This is a genomic window from Rhizobacter sp. P1_G5, from assembly GCF_056405435.1.
The window spans coordinates 1-14,464 of record NZ_JBFUCB010000089.1; the positions used below are offsets into that span (position 1 = coordinate 1).

Consider the following 14,464-nt stretch of genomic DNA (forward strand, 5'->3'; position numbering starts at 1 on the left):
CGGGTTTCTCGAGCGGGTGGCCGGCATCGACTTCGAGCACAAGGTCGAGATGGGCATCCGCCGCGACCGCTACAAGGCGATGGTGCCGCAGGTGGTGGGCCCGCTGAGCCTGAGCGGCCGCGTGCACGCGACCGAGGCGCGCTTCCTGCGGGCGCACACGCAGCGCAAGATCAAGTTCACGCTGCCCGGCCCGATGACGATCGTCGACACCGTGGCCGACCGTTTCTACGGCGACCGCGTGAAGATGGCCTTCGCGTTCGCCGAGCTGCTGAACCAGGAGGCGCGCGCGCTGGAGGCCGATGGCGTCGACATCGTGCAGTTCGACGAGCCGGCCTTCAACGTCTACATGGAAGAGGCGGCCGACTGGGGCGTGAAGGCGCTGGAGCGCGCGGCCGAGGGGCTGCGCTGCACGACCGCGGTGCACATCTGCTACGGCTACGGCATCCAGGCCAACATCGACTGGAAGAACTCGCTGGGCGACGAGTGGCGGCAGTACGAGAAGGTGTTCCCGGCGCTGGCCGCGAGCCGCATCGACCAGGTGAGCCTGGAGTGCATCCATTCGCACGTGCCGCCCGACCTGATGCGGCTGCTGGCCGGCAAGGACGTGATGGTCGGCGTGATCGACGTCGCGAGCGACACCATCGAGACGCCGGAAGAGGTGGCCGACACCATCGGCCGCGCGCTGCAGTTCGTGCCGAAGGAGCGGTTGATCCCGTGCACGAACTGCGGGCTGGCGCCGATGAACCGGGCGGTGGCGGAGGCGAAGCTGAAGGCGTTGGGGGAGGGGGCGGCGCTGGCGAGGAGGCGTGCCGCCTAAAATGGCGGCCCGCCCGCTCGTCGGTTCGCAGCTTTCCCTCTCGAAGACCCCAGATGGCCACCATCCTCCAGAACCTGCCCCTCGGGCAGAAAGTCGGCATCGCCTTCTCCGGCGGCCTGGACACCAGCGCCGCGCTGCACTGGATGAAGCTCAAGGGCGCCTTGCCCTACGCCTACACCGCCAACCTCGGCCAGCCCGACGAGCCGGACTATGACGAGATCCCGCGCAAGGCGATGCAGTACGGCGCCGAGAAGGCACGCCTGGTCGACTGCCGGCTGCAACTGGCCAATGAAGGCATCGCCGCGCTGCAGGCCGGCGCCTTCCACATCTCCACCGCCGGCATCACCTACTTCAACACCACGCCGCTCGGGCGTGCGGTCACCGGCACGATGCTGGTCGCCGCGATGAAGGAGGACGACGTCAACATCTGGGGCGACGGCAGCACCTTCAAGGGCAACGACATCGAGCGTTTCTACCGCTACGGCCTGCTGACCAACCCGAACCTGAAGATCTACAAGCCCTGGCTCGACCAGCTGTTCATCGACGAACTGGGCGGCCGCGCCGAGATGTCGGCCTTCATGACGAAGGCCGGCTTCGGCTACAAGATGTCGGCCGAGAAGGCCTACTCCACCGACTCCAACATGCTCGGCGCCACGCACGAGGCGAAGGACCTGGAGCACCTGAACAGCGGCATCCGCATCGTCAACCCGATCATGGGCGTGGCCTTCTGGCGCGACGACGTGGCGGTGAAGGCCGAGGAGGTGACCGTCCGCTTCGAAGAGGGCCGCCCGGTCGCGCTGAACGGGCAGGGCTTCACCGACCCGGTGGCGCTGTTCCTCGAGGCCAACCGCATCGGCGGGCGGCACGGCTTGGGCATGAGCGACCAGATCGAGAACCGCATCATCGAGGCGAAGAGCCGCGGCATCTACGAGGCGCCGGGCCTTGCGCTGCTGCACATCGCCTACGAGCGCCTCGTGACCGGCATCCACAACGAAGACACCATCGAGCAGTACCGCATGAACGGCCTGAAGCTCGGCCGCCTGCTGTACCAGGGCCGCTGGTTCGACCCGCAGGCCATCATGCTGCGCGAGACGGCGCAGCGCTGGGTGGCGCGTGCCGTCACCGGCGAGGTGACGGTCGAACTGCGCCGCGGCAACGACTACTCGATCCTCAACACCGAGAGCCCGAACCTGACCTACGCGCCGGAGCGGCTGTCGATGGAGAAGGTCGAGAACGCGCCGTTCTCGCCGCTCGACCGCATCGGCCAGCTGACGATGCGCAACCTCGACATCGCCGACACGCGCGAGAAGCTGATGGTGTATTCGCAGGCGGGCTTGCTGACGTCGGCGGGCGGCTCGGCGCTGCCGCAGCTGAAGGACGACGCGGCCCGGTGACGAGGTGATGGCCGCCTACAGCGGGTAGCGGCCGCCTCCGATCGACGGGCCGCCAAGCCGCATCGATCATCGTCGAAGAGTCGGCCCCGAGGGCGGGGCCGCGACACCTTCACGAGGAATCGCATGAACCGCTTCACCACGCTCGTCCCGCTTGCCGTCCTCACCGCCTTCATCGCCGCCGGCTGCAGCTCCACGCCGAGCAACCTGCAGACCGCCACCGGCGACACGCGCCCGCAGCCCGTCATCGTGCAGGTGCCGGTCGAGATCTCGAGCCCCGCGCTGGAATCCGGCTGCTGGGCCCAGTTCTACGGCGAACGCAACTTCAAGGGCGAGGTCGCTACGCTGGTCGGACCGGTCTCGCTCGACAGCGCCGACAAGATGAACGGCCGGCAGCTCAAGAAGGAGATCGACAGCCTGGTGACCGGCCCGAAGGCCACGCTGCGCGTCTACGAGCACGCGATGTTCAAGGATCGCTCCGTCGCCTTCGGTCCCAACAGCCGCGAAGGGGGCCTGATCACCAAGCTCGGCGTCGGCGGCCACATCCAGTCGCTGCAGCTCGAGTGCACCAGCTAAGCCGCGTGCGCGGGCTGCTCGCCGGCTGATGCGCGAACCGCGGTGAACCGCGCGGCGCCGAGCAATCCGCCGGCTGCCGCGAACACCGCGCCGATCAGGAACGCGAGGTGGTAGCCGGCGGTGAGCGCGCCCTTCGGGTCCGCGCCCGCTGACACCTGTGCGCCGCTGTGCGCCGCAGCCAGGCTGGCCAGCACCGCCAGCCCGAGCGCGCCGCCCATCATGAACGCGGTGTTGACGATGCCGGAGGCGAGCCCTGAATCCTGCGGTTGCACCTCGCTCATCGCGGCCAGCAGCAGCGGGTTGAACGCGACCCCGGCACCAACGCCCAGCAGCAGCATGCTCGGCAGCACGTCGATCCAGAAATTCCCGTCGACCGGTGCGCGCGCGAACAGCGCGAGCCCGAGCGCCGCCACCAGCAGCCCGCCGGCCAGCGGCTTCTTCAGCCCGAACCGCATCACCAGCTTGGCCGACAACCCGAGCGAGAACGCCGCCATGATCAGGTTGGACGGCAGGAACGCGAGCCCGACCTGCATCGGCGTGTAGCCGAGCACCAGCTGCAGGTACAGCGCCGAGATGAAGAACCACGCGAACATGCCGGCTGCCCACAGCACGCCGACGATGTTGGCGGTCGACAGGTTGCGCAGCCGGAACAGCGACAGCGGCACCAGCGGCTCGGCCACGCGCGACTCGATCGTGAAGAACGCGCCGAGCAGCACGATGGCGCCGCCCAGCAGGCCGAGCGTCTGCGCCGACAGCCAGCCGGCCTCGTTGCCGTTGACGATGGCGTACACCGCCAGCATCAGCGCGATGGTGATCGTCGCCGCACCCGCCACGTCGAGCTTCGCGCCATGCGCCGCCGGTGGCGTGGCCGGCAGCAGCACCCCGCACAGTGCCGCCACCGCGATGCCGATCGGCAGGTTGACGAGGAAGATCCAGTGCCAGCTCAGTGCGCCGGTCAACAAGCCGCCGAGCAGCACGCCGATGCTGCCGCCGCCGGCGCAGACGAAGCCGTAGACGCCCATCGCCTTCGCGCGCTCGGCCGGCTCGGTGAAGAGGTTCATGATCAGCGACAGCGAGATCGCCGACACCACCGCGCCGGCCAGCCCCTGCACCGCGCGCGCGACGATCAGCACCGCCTGCGACTGCGCGAGGCCGCAGCCGAGCGACGCGAGCGTGAAGCCGGCGATGCCGAGCAGGAACAGCCGGCGCTGGCCGTACAGGTCGCCGAGCCGCCCGCCGAGCAGCAGGAAGCCGCCGAAGGTCAGCATGTAGGCGTTCACCACCCACACCAGCGAGGTTTCCGAGAAGCCGAGGTCGCTGCGGATCGACGGCAGCGCGACGTTCACGATGGTCGTGTCCAGCACGATCATCAGCACGCCCAGGCACAGCACGGCGAGCGCCAGCCAGCGCTTGCGGGTGTCGAGGTGGCGGTGGGGCATCGGGAAATCCTCCGTCGTCGGGGCAAAAACGGCCATTCTCGTCGCAGCGAACCGACACACCCCCCAACAGGGGGGGCGCGCCGCGCGCGACCGCATCGCGCCCGCTCGCTAGACTTCGCCGTTCATGCGCCGGGGAGGCGTTTCACTTCAGAAGATCCAGACCACATGAAACGGGCCACATTCCTGCTCAAGCTGTGTTACTGCCTGAACCTGTTCGGGCTCTTGCTGCCGATCGTGCTGGCGCGCCTCGGCGGCCTGCCGGCCTTCGGCGATGCGGCGGAAGCGGCCGCGGCGCTGCTTTCCGGGCTGATCGCGCTGGTGCTGCTGCTCGCGGGCCTGTACCGCATCGGCGTCGTCGCGCGCGTRCCCGGCACGCTGGACGCCTGGCCGGCAACCGGCCTGCCCGAGGCGCTGCAACGCGCCGGCTCGGTGGGCCTGCATGCCGGTGCGGTGATCGGCGTCGCGAGCCTGCTGGTGCGCCCGTGGCTGCATGGCGTCGATGCGCTGCCGGCCGCGCAGGTGCTGGCGATGGCCGGCGGCATCGGCCTGATCGGCCTGGTGCTGTTCGAGTTCGGCCGGCTGATGTCCTTCGAGCAGCGCGCGCGCGACGAGCTGTCGCCGCAACGCCTGCGCCCGTCTCCGGCGATCGAGGGCCATTCGAGCCTCGACCGCCGCAAGCACTGAGGCACCGGGGCCGCGATGGCTCGACTGGATGTCGGCGATCGCCTCGCGTCGGGTTTCGTCGGCGTGGTGATCGGCGCCGTGATCGGTGCGGCGGTGGCCTGGTGGCTCGGCGTGTACCACGCGGCGATCGACGTGCCCGACCTGCGGCCGGTGTTCGTGCGCTGGATCGGCGGCACGGCGCTCGGCTTCGGCCTGGTCGGGTTCCTGTTCGGCCCGGTCGTCGGCACGCTGCTCGGCGAGGTCATCACCTGGCTGTTCCGGCTCGAGGGCCGGCGCTACACCGAGTTCCCGATCGGCCTACCGGTGCTGGTGATCCTCGCGCTGGGCGTGTGGTACTACGTCAAGTACCACTGAGCCGCATCAGGCCGGAGACGGCTCACTCGCAGCGCGCCGCGCCGCTCGCCACGCAGTCGAAGAAGCCGAGCACGCGGTGCAGCACCGGGATGCGGACCRCGTCGGCCTCGATCAGCAGCGAGTGCTTGCCTTGCACCACCGTGCGGCCGATGCAGTAGCCGGCGCCGTGCGCTGCGTTGAGGTTGTCGCAGAAGGTTTTCTGGGCCGACGGCTTCACCACCACGTCCTGCTCGCCCTGCAGCAGCAGCACCGGCTGGCGGATGCGTGCAGCCGCCTCGCCGCGCACCCGCTCCGCGGCGGCGCAGGATTGCTGGAACCAGCGGTACGACACGCCGCCCACCTTCGCATGCGGCGAGCCGCAGTCCGGGCCGTCGCAGCGCGCTTGCGCGCGCATGTCCCAGTGGCGCTTGAAGCGCGCCGCGCTGTGGGTCAGCGCGTTCGGCGCATCAGGGGCGCGTTGCCGGATCAACTCGTAGGCGGGGTCGAAGGGCGTGCCCTCGGCATAGCTCTTCGGCATCAGCCAGGCGATGCCCGACAGCTGCATCGTGCCGCCATCGCACAGGTAGTCGGCCAGTTGCGCCGTGACGCCGGCGTTGCTGGCACCCGTGGCCCACGGCGCCATCATCGGCGTGACGAGCGCCAGCGCCGCGATGYGCGCCGACGGCGAGGTCTCGAGGAACAGAGCCGCCGCCGCACCGCCCATCGAATGGGCCAGCAGGAACAGCGGCAGCGGCCGGCCGGCACGCGCCGCGCGCACCGGGCCATCGACGAAGGCGGCCAGGTCGTTCACGTAGTCGTCGAAGTTCTCGACGTGCCCGATCGAATCGTCCTGCGGCAGCAACCGCTGCGAGAAGCCCTGGCCGCGGTGGTCGTGGATGTAGACCGAGTAGCCGCTGCGCACCAGGTCGCGCACCGTCTCCTGGTACAGCGCCAGCCCTTCGGTGCGGCCGGTGGAGATGACGATGCCGCCGCGCGTCTCGGCGCGGTGCTGGTACAGCCGGTAGTGGATCTTCACGCCATCGGCGCCGGCGAAGGCGCCGCGCGTGAGCTGGGCCTCTTTCAGGGCGATGGCCTCGAGGTCGGTCCAGCTCGGCGACGCGGCGAGATCGGCCTCGGTGCCGATCACGTAGGGGGCGGGGCCGGAGGCTTCCAGCGGGGGGAACGACGGGCCCTCCTGCGCGCAGGCTGCGCCCGCCATGGCCACGAAGGCGATCCCCGCGGCCACGCGCCGCGCCAAGCCTTGCCACATCGTCCGCATCCTCAGTACGTCCGCCCTGCCTTGAACTGCGCCCGCGTCGTGCGCGTGCGCTGCGTCGCGCGGTCGATCGCGGCGAACGACTTCGCGGCATGCGCATGGCACACCGCGAGGCCGAGCGCGTCGGCGGCGTCCTTGCCGGGCAGGCCGGGCAGCTTCAGCAGCCGCATGATCATCTCCTGCACCTGTTCCTTGCGCGCCTGGCCGTGCCCGACGATGGCTTTCTTCATCTGCAGCGCGGTGTACTCGGCCACATCGAGGTTGCCCGACACCAGCGCGGTCAGCGCCGCGCCGCGCGCCTGGCCGAGCAGCAGCGTGCTCTGCGGGTTCACGTTGACGAACACGATCTCGACCGACGCACAGTGCGGCTCGTAGCGCGCGGCGACCTCGCGCACGCCGTCGAAGATGATCTTCAGCCGCGCCGGCAGGTGGCCGGCGTCGGCGGCATCGGTCTTGATGGTGCCGCTCGCGACGTAGTGAAGCGCCTGACCGTCGACGTCGACGACGCCGAAGCCTGTCGTTCGCAGGCCCGGATCAATGCCCAGGATGCGCATCGTGTCGTTCCGGACCAAGCAACGCCCCGGGGAACCGGCTTTGCCGGGCCCCTGGGGTGGCGCCCCTTGGGGGCAGGAGCGCAGCGACTGGGGGGCGAATTTCCTCAGGCATCGAAATACCAGCGCACGGAATGGAAGAACACCGGCGCCGCGAACGCGAGCGGTGCCACCCGGTCCAGCAGGCCGACCGCCCCGGTCACCGACGCCCGGTTGCCCCAGCGCCGCACGCCGGCATCGCGCTTCAGCGCCTGCATCACCAGCGAGCCCAGCGTGCCGCAGCCGGAGGCGATGAAGCCGATCAGCAGCGACTGTGCCGGCTTGAACGGCGTGATCCAGTACAGCAGCCCGCCGACCAGCCCGCCACCGAGCKCGCCGATCACGAACGCGCGCCACGAGAACGTGCGGTCGATCTGCCGCGCCACCGGCCGCGCCCGCACCCGCCGGCTCGCCAGCGCCTGCACGCCCTGCGCACAGGCCACCACCAGCACCAGGTACAGCACCAGGAAGGCGCCGCGTTCCTGGTAGCCCTCGAAATCGAGCAGCAGCAGTGCAGGGGCATGGCTCATGCCGTAGATGCACACCATCGTGCCCCACTGGATCTTCGCGGTGCGCTCCAGGAAACGCGTCGCGTCGTTGCCGAGCGCCGCGAGGATCGGCAACGCCGCGAACGCATAGACCGGGATGAACACCGTGAACAGGTCGAAGTGGCGCGTGCCGGCGAGGAAGTACTGCGCCGGCAGCACGACGAAGAAGGCCGCGAGCAGCGCGCGGTGGTCGCCGCGCCGCGTGTGCGTCAGCGTGATGAACTCGCGCAGCGCGAGGAAGCTCATCAGCGCGAACAGCAGCGTCGCGACGAATGCGCCCGAGGCCCACGCCACCCAGAACAGCACCGTACCGATCCACACCGCGCGCAGCTCGCGGCGGAAGCGCTCGGTCAGCTCGGCCATCTCCGGCGACAGCTCGCGCAGCGACCGCGCGAAGGCCAGGCCGGTCACGATGGCCAGCAGCCCGAAGATGATCACGAACAGCAGGCCGACCTGCTGGGTCACCGTCAGTTGACGCAGCGCACCCATCAGGCGGCCACCTTGCTGAGCGCCATCACGGCGGAACGCGCACGGTCGAGGAAGGCACGTTTCTCTTCATCGGGCGCGAGCGTCATCGGCGCGCCGAAGGTCACCGAGCAGAGGATCGGCACCGGAACCACTTCGCCCTTGGGCATCACGCGCTGCACGTTGTCGATCCAGGTGGGTATCAGCTGCACGCCGGGGAACTGCTCGGCCAGGTGGTACAGGCCGGCCTTGAAGGCCTGCGGCTCGCCCTTGTTGCCGCGCGTGCCCTCGGGAAAGATCACCAGCGAGTCGCCGTTGCGCAGCGCCTCGACCAGCGGCTCGAGCGGGTCTTCGTCCTCGGTGCGGATGCGGCTCACGTAGACGGCATTGAACACCTCGCGCGTGATCCAGTGCTTCAGCGGCGACGAGGTCCAGTAGTCGCGCGCGGCGATCGGCCGCGTCTGCGCCCGCAGGTCGTGCGGCAGCGAGGCCCAGATCAGCACCCAGTCGAAGTGGCTCTGGTGGTTCGCGAAGTAGATGCGCTGCTCGGCCTTCGGCGGGCTGCCATACCAGTGCCCCTGGGCACCGGTGATCAGGCGAGCGATCGACGACAGCAGTAAACCGACGAACTCGGGACGGGTCATGCCGGAATGGTAGCCGCCGGCTTCAGTGACGGAAGTGACGAATGCCCGTCAGCACCATCGCGATGCCGCGTTCATTGGCCGCCGCGATCACCTCGTCGTCGCGCATGCTGCCGCCCGGGTGGATCACGCAGCTCGCGCCGGCGTCGACCACCACGTCCAGCCCGTCGCGGAACGGGAAGAACGCATCGCTCGCCACCGCCGAATCCTTCAGCGACAGCTTCGCGTTCTCGGCCTTGATGCTCGCGATGCGCGACGAATCGACGCGGCTCATCTGCCCGGCGCCGACGCCGAGCGTCATGCCGTTTGCGCAGAACACGATCGCGTTGCTCTTGACGTACTTCGCGACCTTCCACGCGAACAGCAGGTCGAGCATCTGCTGCTGCGTCGGCTGCTTGACGGTGACGACCTTCAGGTCGGCGAGCGCCAGCTCGTGGAGGTCGGCAGACTGGATCAGCAGGCCCGAGCCGACGCGCTTCACGTCCTGCGCATTGCGACCCTGCAGCCACGGCGTGCCGCCGCCCGGCGGCAGCGCGATCTGCAGCAGCCGCACGTTCGGCTTGCCCTTGAAGGCCGCCAGCGCCTCGGCGCTGAACGACGGCGCGATCACCACCTCGGAGAACTGCTTGACGACCAGCGCCGCCGCCGCGCCATCGAGCTCGACGTTGAACGCGATGATGCCGCCGAAGGCCGAGCTCGGGTCGGTGTGCAGCGCCTTGCTGTAGGCCTCGGCCGCGCTCGCGCCGATCGCGACGCCGCACGGGTTCGCGTGCTTGACGATCACGCAGGCGGCCGGTGCGTCGCCCGGGCCGAACGACTTGACGCATTCCCACGCCGCGTCGGCATCGGCGATGTTGTTGTACGACAGCTCCTTGCCCTGCAGCTGCCGGCCGGTCACCAGCGAGCCCGGCGCCGGGTTCAGGTCGCGGTAGTACGCGGCGGCCTGGTGCGGGTTCTCGCCGTAGCGCAGGTCCTGCAGCTTCACGAAGCGGCCGTTGCTCTGCGCCGGGAACGCGCTGCGGCTGCCGTCGGCCTGCAGCGACGACAGGTAGTCGCTGATCGCGCCGTCGTAGTCGGCGATGCGGTTGAACGCGGCCACCGACAGCTTGAACTTCGTCTCGCGGCTCACGCTGCCGGCCGCCTTCAGCTCGGCGACGACGCCGGCGTACTGCGACGCGTCGGTCAGCACCGCGACATCCTTCCAGTTCTTCGCGGCCGAACGCACCATCGCCGGCCCGCCGATGTCGATGTTCTCGATCGCGTCTTCCAGCGTGCAACCGGGCTTCGCCACCGTGGCCTCGAACGGGTACAGGTTCACGACCAGCAGGTCGATGGTCGAGATGCCGTGCTGCTGCAGCGCCGCCATGTGCTCCGGCACATCGCGCCGCGCCAGCAGGCCGCCGTGCACGGTCGGATGCAGCGTCTTCACGCGGCCGTCGAGCATCTCGGGGAAGCCGGTGTGGTCGGCGACCTCGGTCACCGGCAGGCCGGCGTCGGCGAGCAGCTTCGCGGTGCCGCCGGTCGAGAGCAGCTTGCAGCCGAGGGCCTGCAGTTCGCGTGCGAGATCGAGCACGCCGGTCTTGTCGGAAACGGAAAGCAGGGCTTGCATGAGGGGGCCTCGATTACTTGGTGAGCTTGTGGTCCAGCAGCTTGCGCCGCAGCGTGTTGCGGTTGATGCCCAGCCATTCGGCGGCGCGGCTCTGGTTGCCGTCGGCATGCTTCATCACCACGTCGAGCAGCGGCTTCTCGACGACCTTCAGGATCATGTCGTACATGGCGTTCGGCTCGACGCCGCGCAGGTCCTTGAAATAGGTCTCGAGGCTGTCACGGATGCATTCTTCGATGTGCTTCTTGCTCATGCTTGTTGTTCGATGAGATCGTGATTCGCTGCGCCGCCGGGGTGTGCCGCGGGCAGCCGATGGTGCGTGCCGGCCAGTTGATCGAACCAGTCCGTCACGGCCCGCACCTGCTCCTCGCAGGTGTCGAGCGTGTTCATGTGGGCGCGAAAGCCCTCGCCGCCGGGCAGCGCGCGCACCGCCCAGCCGATGTGCTTGCGCGCGGTGCGCACGCCGGCGTGTTCGCCGTAGAGCCCGTAGTGCTCGTGCAGGTGTTCCAGCAGCCAGCCCTTGGCCTGCAGCACCTCGGGCGCCGGCAGGTGCTCGCCGGTGGCCAGGAAGTGCGCGATCTCGCGGAAGATCCACGGCCGGCCCTGCGCCGCGCGGCCGATCATCAGCGCATCGGCGCCGGTCGCGGCCAGCACCTCGCGGGCCTTCTCGGGCGAGTCGATGTCGCCGTTGGCCACCACCGGGATGCGCAGCGCGGCCTTCACCGCGGCGATCGTGTCGTACTCGGCGTGGCCGCCGTAGCCCTGCTCGCGCGTGCGGCCGTGCACCGTCACCATCGCGATGCCGGCCGCTTCGGCGGCGCGCGCGATCGCCACCGCATTGCGCTCGGCCTGGCACCAGCCGGTGCGCATCTTCAGCGTCACCGGCACGCGGCGCGGCGCGCAGGCGGCGACCACCGCTTCGATGATCGCGAGCGCGAGCGGTTCGTCCTGCATCAGCGCCGAGCCGGCCCACTTGGTGCACACCTTCTTGGCCGGGCAGCCCATGTTGATGTCGATCACCTGGGCGCCGCGGTCGATGTTGTAGGCGGCGGCCTCGGCCATCTCCTGCGGCTCGGTGCCGGCGATCTGCACCGCGATCGGTGCCACCTCGCCATCGTGGTTGGCGCGCCGCGAGGTCTTCAGGCTGTTCCACAGCTCGCGCCGCGACGTCACCATCTCGCTCACCGCGTAGCCCGCGCCCAGCCGCTTGCACAGCTGGCGGAACGGCCGGTCGGTGACCCCTGCCATCGGCGCGGCGAACAAGCGGTTCGGCAGCGTGATGTCGCCGATGACGGGGCCGGTGGGCATGGTGGGGGGAGTGCCAAAAAAGGAGGCAGGAGTATAGCCCTTGGGGGCTGCGCATAATGCCCGCGGATGGATGCATGGATCGACCCGCTGATCGCGCTGCTGGCGCTGCCGAAATTCGGACTCTCTTCCGTCTTCGTGATCGCACTGGTGTCGGCCACGCTGCTGCCGATGGGCTCGGAGCCGATGGTGGTGGCCGTCGTCAGCGCCAACACCAGCCTGTTCTGGCCGGCCGTGCTGGTGGCGACCGTCGGCAACACGCTGGGCGGTGCGATCACCTGGTGGATGGGCTACGGCGCCGAGAAGGCCTACGAACACGTGAAGCACAAGCCGCACGAGGTGCGCGTGCTGCGCTGGCTGCAGCGCTTCGGCGCGAAGGCCTGCCTGTTGTCGTGGCTGCCGATCGTCGGCGATCCGCTGTGCGCGGTGGCCGGCTGGCTCAAGCTGCCGTTCTGGCCCTGCGTCGGATTCATGGCGATCGGCAAGTTCGCACGCTACCTGGTGATGACGGCGGGGGCGCTGTGGCTGTTCCCGGGCTGGTTTGCGGGATGATGGGGGGTTCGTTTGGCACCGCATCGGTGCGCAATCAAACCGTGATGGATTGCCGGCTCGCGATGACCGGCGGCGCTTCGCGATGACAGCGCACCGGCCCCTCGTGGCACGATCCCCGCAGTGCCCGGCGGGCTGACAAGGCAGAGCATGAAATTTCCGACCCAATCCAAGCCCGAGACCAAGCCGAAGCCCGCGCCGGCTGTGGCGAAGGCTCAGGTCCGCTCTGCGAACGCACCTGCGAAAGCGGCCGTGAAAGCGCCTGCGAAAGAAGCCACCAGACAGGCCACCAAACAAGCCACCAAACAAGCCACCAAAGAGAAGGCTGCCAAGCCCGCGAAGCCCGCGGCCGACCCGAACGCCTTCCTGAAGAACCCGGTGCGCTGGCTGAAGCGCCTGTTCCGCCGCCCGGTGCGGCTGAAGCGCCAGGGCCTGGATTTCAAGCTGGTGCTCGACGACCCGGCGACCCGCTTCGGCGATTCGGTGCTCGCACCGAAGATGTCGCCCTCCGACACCGCCGACGTGCAGGCGATGCGGCTCGAACTGGCCGCGGTGCTCGACCGCGATCCGCGTTCGCGCCGGGTGCTGGTGCACCTCAACATGCTCGAGCGCGCGCTGAAGACCAAGGGCATGAAGGCCTTCGAGGACCTGCCGGCCGAGCTGCTGCGCAAGGCCATGGCCCAGCTCGACACGCTGGTGATGGACTGGTCGGCACGCGGCCTGACGCTGCTGCGGGCCCGCGCTTCGGGCACGCTGGCCCGCACGCGCATCACGGCCAGCACCCGGCAGATGTCCGACTTCGGCGACACCACGCATGTGCAGGTGCGCGAAGCGAGCGTCACGACCTTCATGGAGGTCGACCAGGAGTGGGAACGCTCCATGACCGGAAAAAGTTGACCACCCCGGAGGCGCTGCGCGCCTGCCCCTCAAGGGGCGCCGCCAGCGGCCCGGCGGAGCCGGTTCCGCGGCGGCCGCTGGGCTGAAGCCGCTCAGGCAGCCTTGCGTGCGGCCCGTTTGACGGGCGTCTTGGCGGGTGCCTTGGCCGCAGCCTTGCGCGGCGCCTTGGTCGCTGCGCTGCCGTTCAGTCCGGCGACCTTTGCGCTCAGCTCGTCGATGCGCTTCGTCAGTGCGGCGACATCCTTGGCGCTCGGCACGCCCAGCTTGGCCAGTGCCTTCGCGGTGCGTTCCTCGAAGATCGACTCCAGCTTGTCCCAGTGCTGGCCGGCCTTGGCGGTCACGTCGCCGGCCATGCCGCTCATCCGGTTCGTCACCTCGCCGATCTTCTCTTCGGCCACGGCCTGCGTCTTGCGCTGCAGGCTGACGCCTTCCTTGACCAGCGCGTCGAACACCTTGCCGCCTTCTTCCTGGGCCTTCGAGAAGGCGCCCAGCCCGGCCAGCCAGATCTGCTGCGCCGAATCCTTCACCGTGCCGGCGAACGCGCTGTCGAGCAGGCCGGCCGCCGAGGCGCTCTTCTTCTCGGCCATCTTCTGGAGTTTCTTGACCATGGGTTCCTCTTCCGTTGTTGAGTCGGTGATGTGAAAGTCGCGGGGCCACTATAGGAGGCCCTCCGGCGGGCGCCACCGGCTTTCTCTAGGGCGCAGCCTCTATGGGCGGGCTCGGGTAATCGCGCAGCAGCGCGCAAGCGGCTTTGGTCAAGAATCGAACGAAATCAATCCCGGTCGTCAACCCGACCGCCCCAGGAGGACTGCATGCAGTATTTCGTCACCGGCGCCACCGGCTTCATCGGCAAGCGCCTCGTCAAGACCCTGCTGCAGCGCCGCGGCGCGACCGTCCATTTCCTGCTGCGGCCGGAGAGCGAGGGCAAGGTCGACGAGCTGCTGCAGTACTGGGGCGTCTCGAAGGCGCGCGCGATTCCGGTCTACGGCGACCTCACCGCGAAGAAGCTCGGCGTCTCGGCCGACGCGCTGAAGGCCCTGAAGGGCACGATCGACCACGCCTACCACCTCGCCGCGGTCTACGACCTGGCCGCCGACGAGGAAAGCCAGGTGCGCGTGAACGTCGAAGGCACGCGCAACGTCGTCGAGTTCGTCCGCGCGATCGATGCCGGCCACCTGCACCACGTCAGCTCGATCGCCGCCGCCGGCCTGTACGAGGGCGTGTTCCGCGAGGACATGTTCGACGAGGCCGAAGGCCTCGACCACCCCTACTTCATGACCAAGCACGAGAGCGAGAAGATCGTGCGCAAGGAATGCAGGATCCCGTGGACGGTCTACCGCCCGGCGA

Annotated in this window: 17 protein-coding genes; 8 read left to right on the forward strand and 9 right to left on the reverse strand. The window is 69.2% G+C overall.

The window, feature by feature from the left end:
- The 3 genes from AC1D12_RS09150 to AC1D12_RS09160 all read left to right on the forward strand — a co-directional run.
- Positions 1–817 (forward strand): methionine synthase (locus AC1D12_RS09150; RefSeq protein ID WP_477840035.1); only part of this gene is annotated, 817 nt, incomplete at its 5' end.
- Positions 818–870: 53 nt separating this feature from the next.
- Positions 871–2,211 carry an argininosuccinate synthase gene (gene argG / locus AC1D12_RS09155; protein ID WP_477840037.1) on the forward strand — a complete coding sequence of 447 codons (1,341 nt, stop codon included), beginning with the start codon at positions 871–873 and terminating at the stop codon, positions 2,209–2,211.
- Between the two features lie 123 nt (positions 2,212–2,334).
- On the forward strand, positions 2,335–2,784 hold the full coding sequence (locus AC1D12_RS09160) for a hypothetical protein (protein WP_477827622.1): 450 nt from the start codon (positions 2,335–2,337) through the stop codon (positions 2,782–2,784).
- Here AC1D12_RS09160 and AC1D12_RS09165 read toward each other — a convergent pair.
- On the reverse strand, positions 2,781–4,223 hold the full coding sequence (locus tag AC1D12_RS09165) for a DHA2 family efflux MFS transporter permease subunit (RefSeq protein ID WP_052211262.1): 1,443 nt from the start codon (positions 4,221–4,223) through the stop codon (positions 2,781–2,783). The two genes, AC1D12_RS09160 and AC1D12_RS09165, sit on opposite strands and share 4 nt — an antisense overlap.
- A gap of 165 nt (positions 4,224–4,388) precedes the next feature.
- Between AC1D12_RS09165 and AC1D12_RS09170 the strand changes: the two genes are divergently transcribed.
- Both AC1D12_RS09170 and AC1D12_RS09175 read left to right on the forward strand, forming a co-directional pair.
- A complete protein-coding gene (locus tag AC1D12_RS09170; RefSeq protein WP_465111160.1) occupies positions 4,389–4,907 on the forward strand; it encodes a hypothetical protein in 519 nt (172 codons plus the stop codon).
- Positions 4,908–4,922: 15 nt separating this feature from the next.
- Positions 4,923–5,261 carry a hypothetical protein gene (locus tag AC1D12_RS09175; protein ID WP_477825612.1) on the forward strand — a complete coding sequence of 113 codons (339 nt, stop codon included), beginning with the start codon at positions 4,923–4,925 and terminating at the stop codon, positions 5,259–5,261.
- A gap of 22 nt (positions 5,262–5,283) precedes the next feature.
- Here AC1D12_RS09175 and AC1D12_RS09180 read toward each other — a convergent pair whose 3' ends face one another.
- The 7 genes from AC1D12_RS09180 to dusB form a co-directional block, all read right to left on the reverse strand.
- Positions 5,284–6,510 (reverse strand): alpha/beta fold hydrolase, encoded by a 1,227-nt coding sequence (locus AC1D12_RS09180; protein WP_477840040.1) that lies wholly within the window; start codon positions 6,508–6,510, stop codon positions 5,284–5,286.
- 11 nt (positions 6,511–6,521) lie between these two features.
- Positions 6,522–7,070 carry a crossover junction endodeoxyribonuclease RuvC gene (gene ruvC / locus AC1D12_RS09185; RefSeq protein WP_477825614.1) on the reverse strand — a complete coding sequence of 183 codons (549 nt, stop codon included), beginning with the start codon at positions 7,068–7,070 and terminating at the stop codon, positions 6,522–6,524.
- Positions 7,071–7,174: 104 nt separating this feature from the next.
- A complete protein-coding gene (locus AC1D12_RS09190) occupies positions 7,175–8,143 on the reverse strand; it encodes a phosphatidate cytidylyltransferase (protein WP_477840042.1) in 969 nt (322 codons plus the stop codon).
- Positions 8,143–8,763 (reverse strand): lysophospholipid acyltransferase family protein, encoded by a 621-nt coding sequence (locus tag AC1D12_RS09195; RefSeq protein ID WP_477825615.1) that lies wholly within the window; start codon positions 8,761–8,763, stop codon positions 8,143–8,145. Before AC1D12_RS09195 ends, AC1D12_RS09190 begins: the two co-directional genes overlap by 1 nt.
- 22 nt (positions 8,764–8,785) lie before the next feature.
- Positions 8,786–10,369 carry a bifunctional phosphoribosylaminoimidazolecarboxamide formyltransferase/IMP cyclohydrolase gene (gene purH / locus AC1D12_RS09200; RefSeq protein ID WP_477840044.1) on the reverse strand — a complete coding sequence of 528 codons (1,584 nt, stop codon included), beginning with the start codon at positions 10,367–10,369 and terminating at the stop codon, positions 8,786–8,788.
- 13 nt (positions 10,370–10,382) lie between these two features.
- The gene (locus AC1D12_RS09205) at positions 10,383–10,619 is read right to left on the reverse strand and encodes a Fis family transcriptional regulator (RefSeq protein ID WP_047500781.1); all 237 of its coding nucleotides are present in this window, start codon (positions 10,617–10,619) and stop codon (positions 10,383–10,385) included.
- Positions 10,616–11,674 (reverse strand): tRNA dihydrouridine synthase DusB, encoded by a 1,059-nt coding sequence (gene dusB / locus AC1D12_RS09210; protein WP_465111165.1) that lies wholly within the window; start codon positions 11,672–11,674, stop codon positions 10,616–10,618. Before dusB ends, AC1D12_RS09205 begins: the two co-directional genes overlap by 4 nt.
- Before the next feature lie 66 nt (positions 11,675–11,740).
- Between dusB and AC1D12_RS09215 the strand changes: the two genes are divergently transcribed.
- Complete coding sequence (locus tag AC1D12_RS09215) at positions 11,741–12,223, forward strand: YqaA family protein (protein WP_047500785.1); 483 nt, start codon at positions 11,741–11,743, stop codon at positions 12,221–12,223.
- A gap of 249 nt (positions 12,224–12,472) precedes the next feature.
- Complete coding sequence (locus tag AC1D12_RS09220; RefSeq protein WP_477840046.1) at positions 12,473–13,117, forward strand: hypothetical protein; 645 nt, start codon at positions 12,473–12,475, stop codon at positions 13,115–13,117.
- A gap of 92 nt (positions 13,118–13,209) precedes the next feature.
- Here the strand turns inward: AC1D12_RS09220 and AC1D12_RS09225 are convergent, their stop codons facing one another.
- On the reverse strand, positions 13,210–13,725 hold the full coding sequence (locus AC1D12_RS09225; protein ID WP_047500789.1) for a phasin family protein: 516 nt from the start codon (positions 13,723–13,725) through the stop codon (positions 13,210–13,212).
- Positions 13,726–13,929: 204 nt separating this feature from the next.
- Here AC1D12_RS09225 and AC1D12_RS09230 point away from each other — a divergent pair.
- The coding region (locus AC1D12_RS09230; RefSeq protein WP_477840048.1) for an SDR family oxidoreductase at positions 13,930–14,464 on the forward strand (535 nt) is incomplete at its 3' end.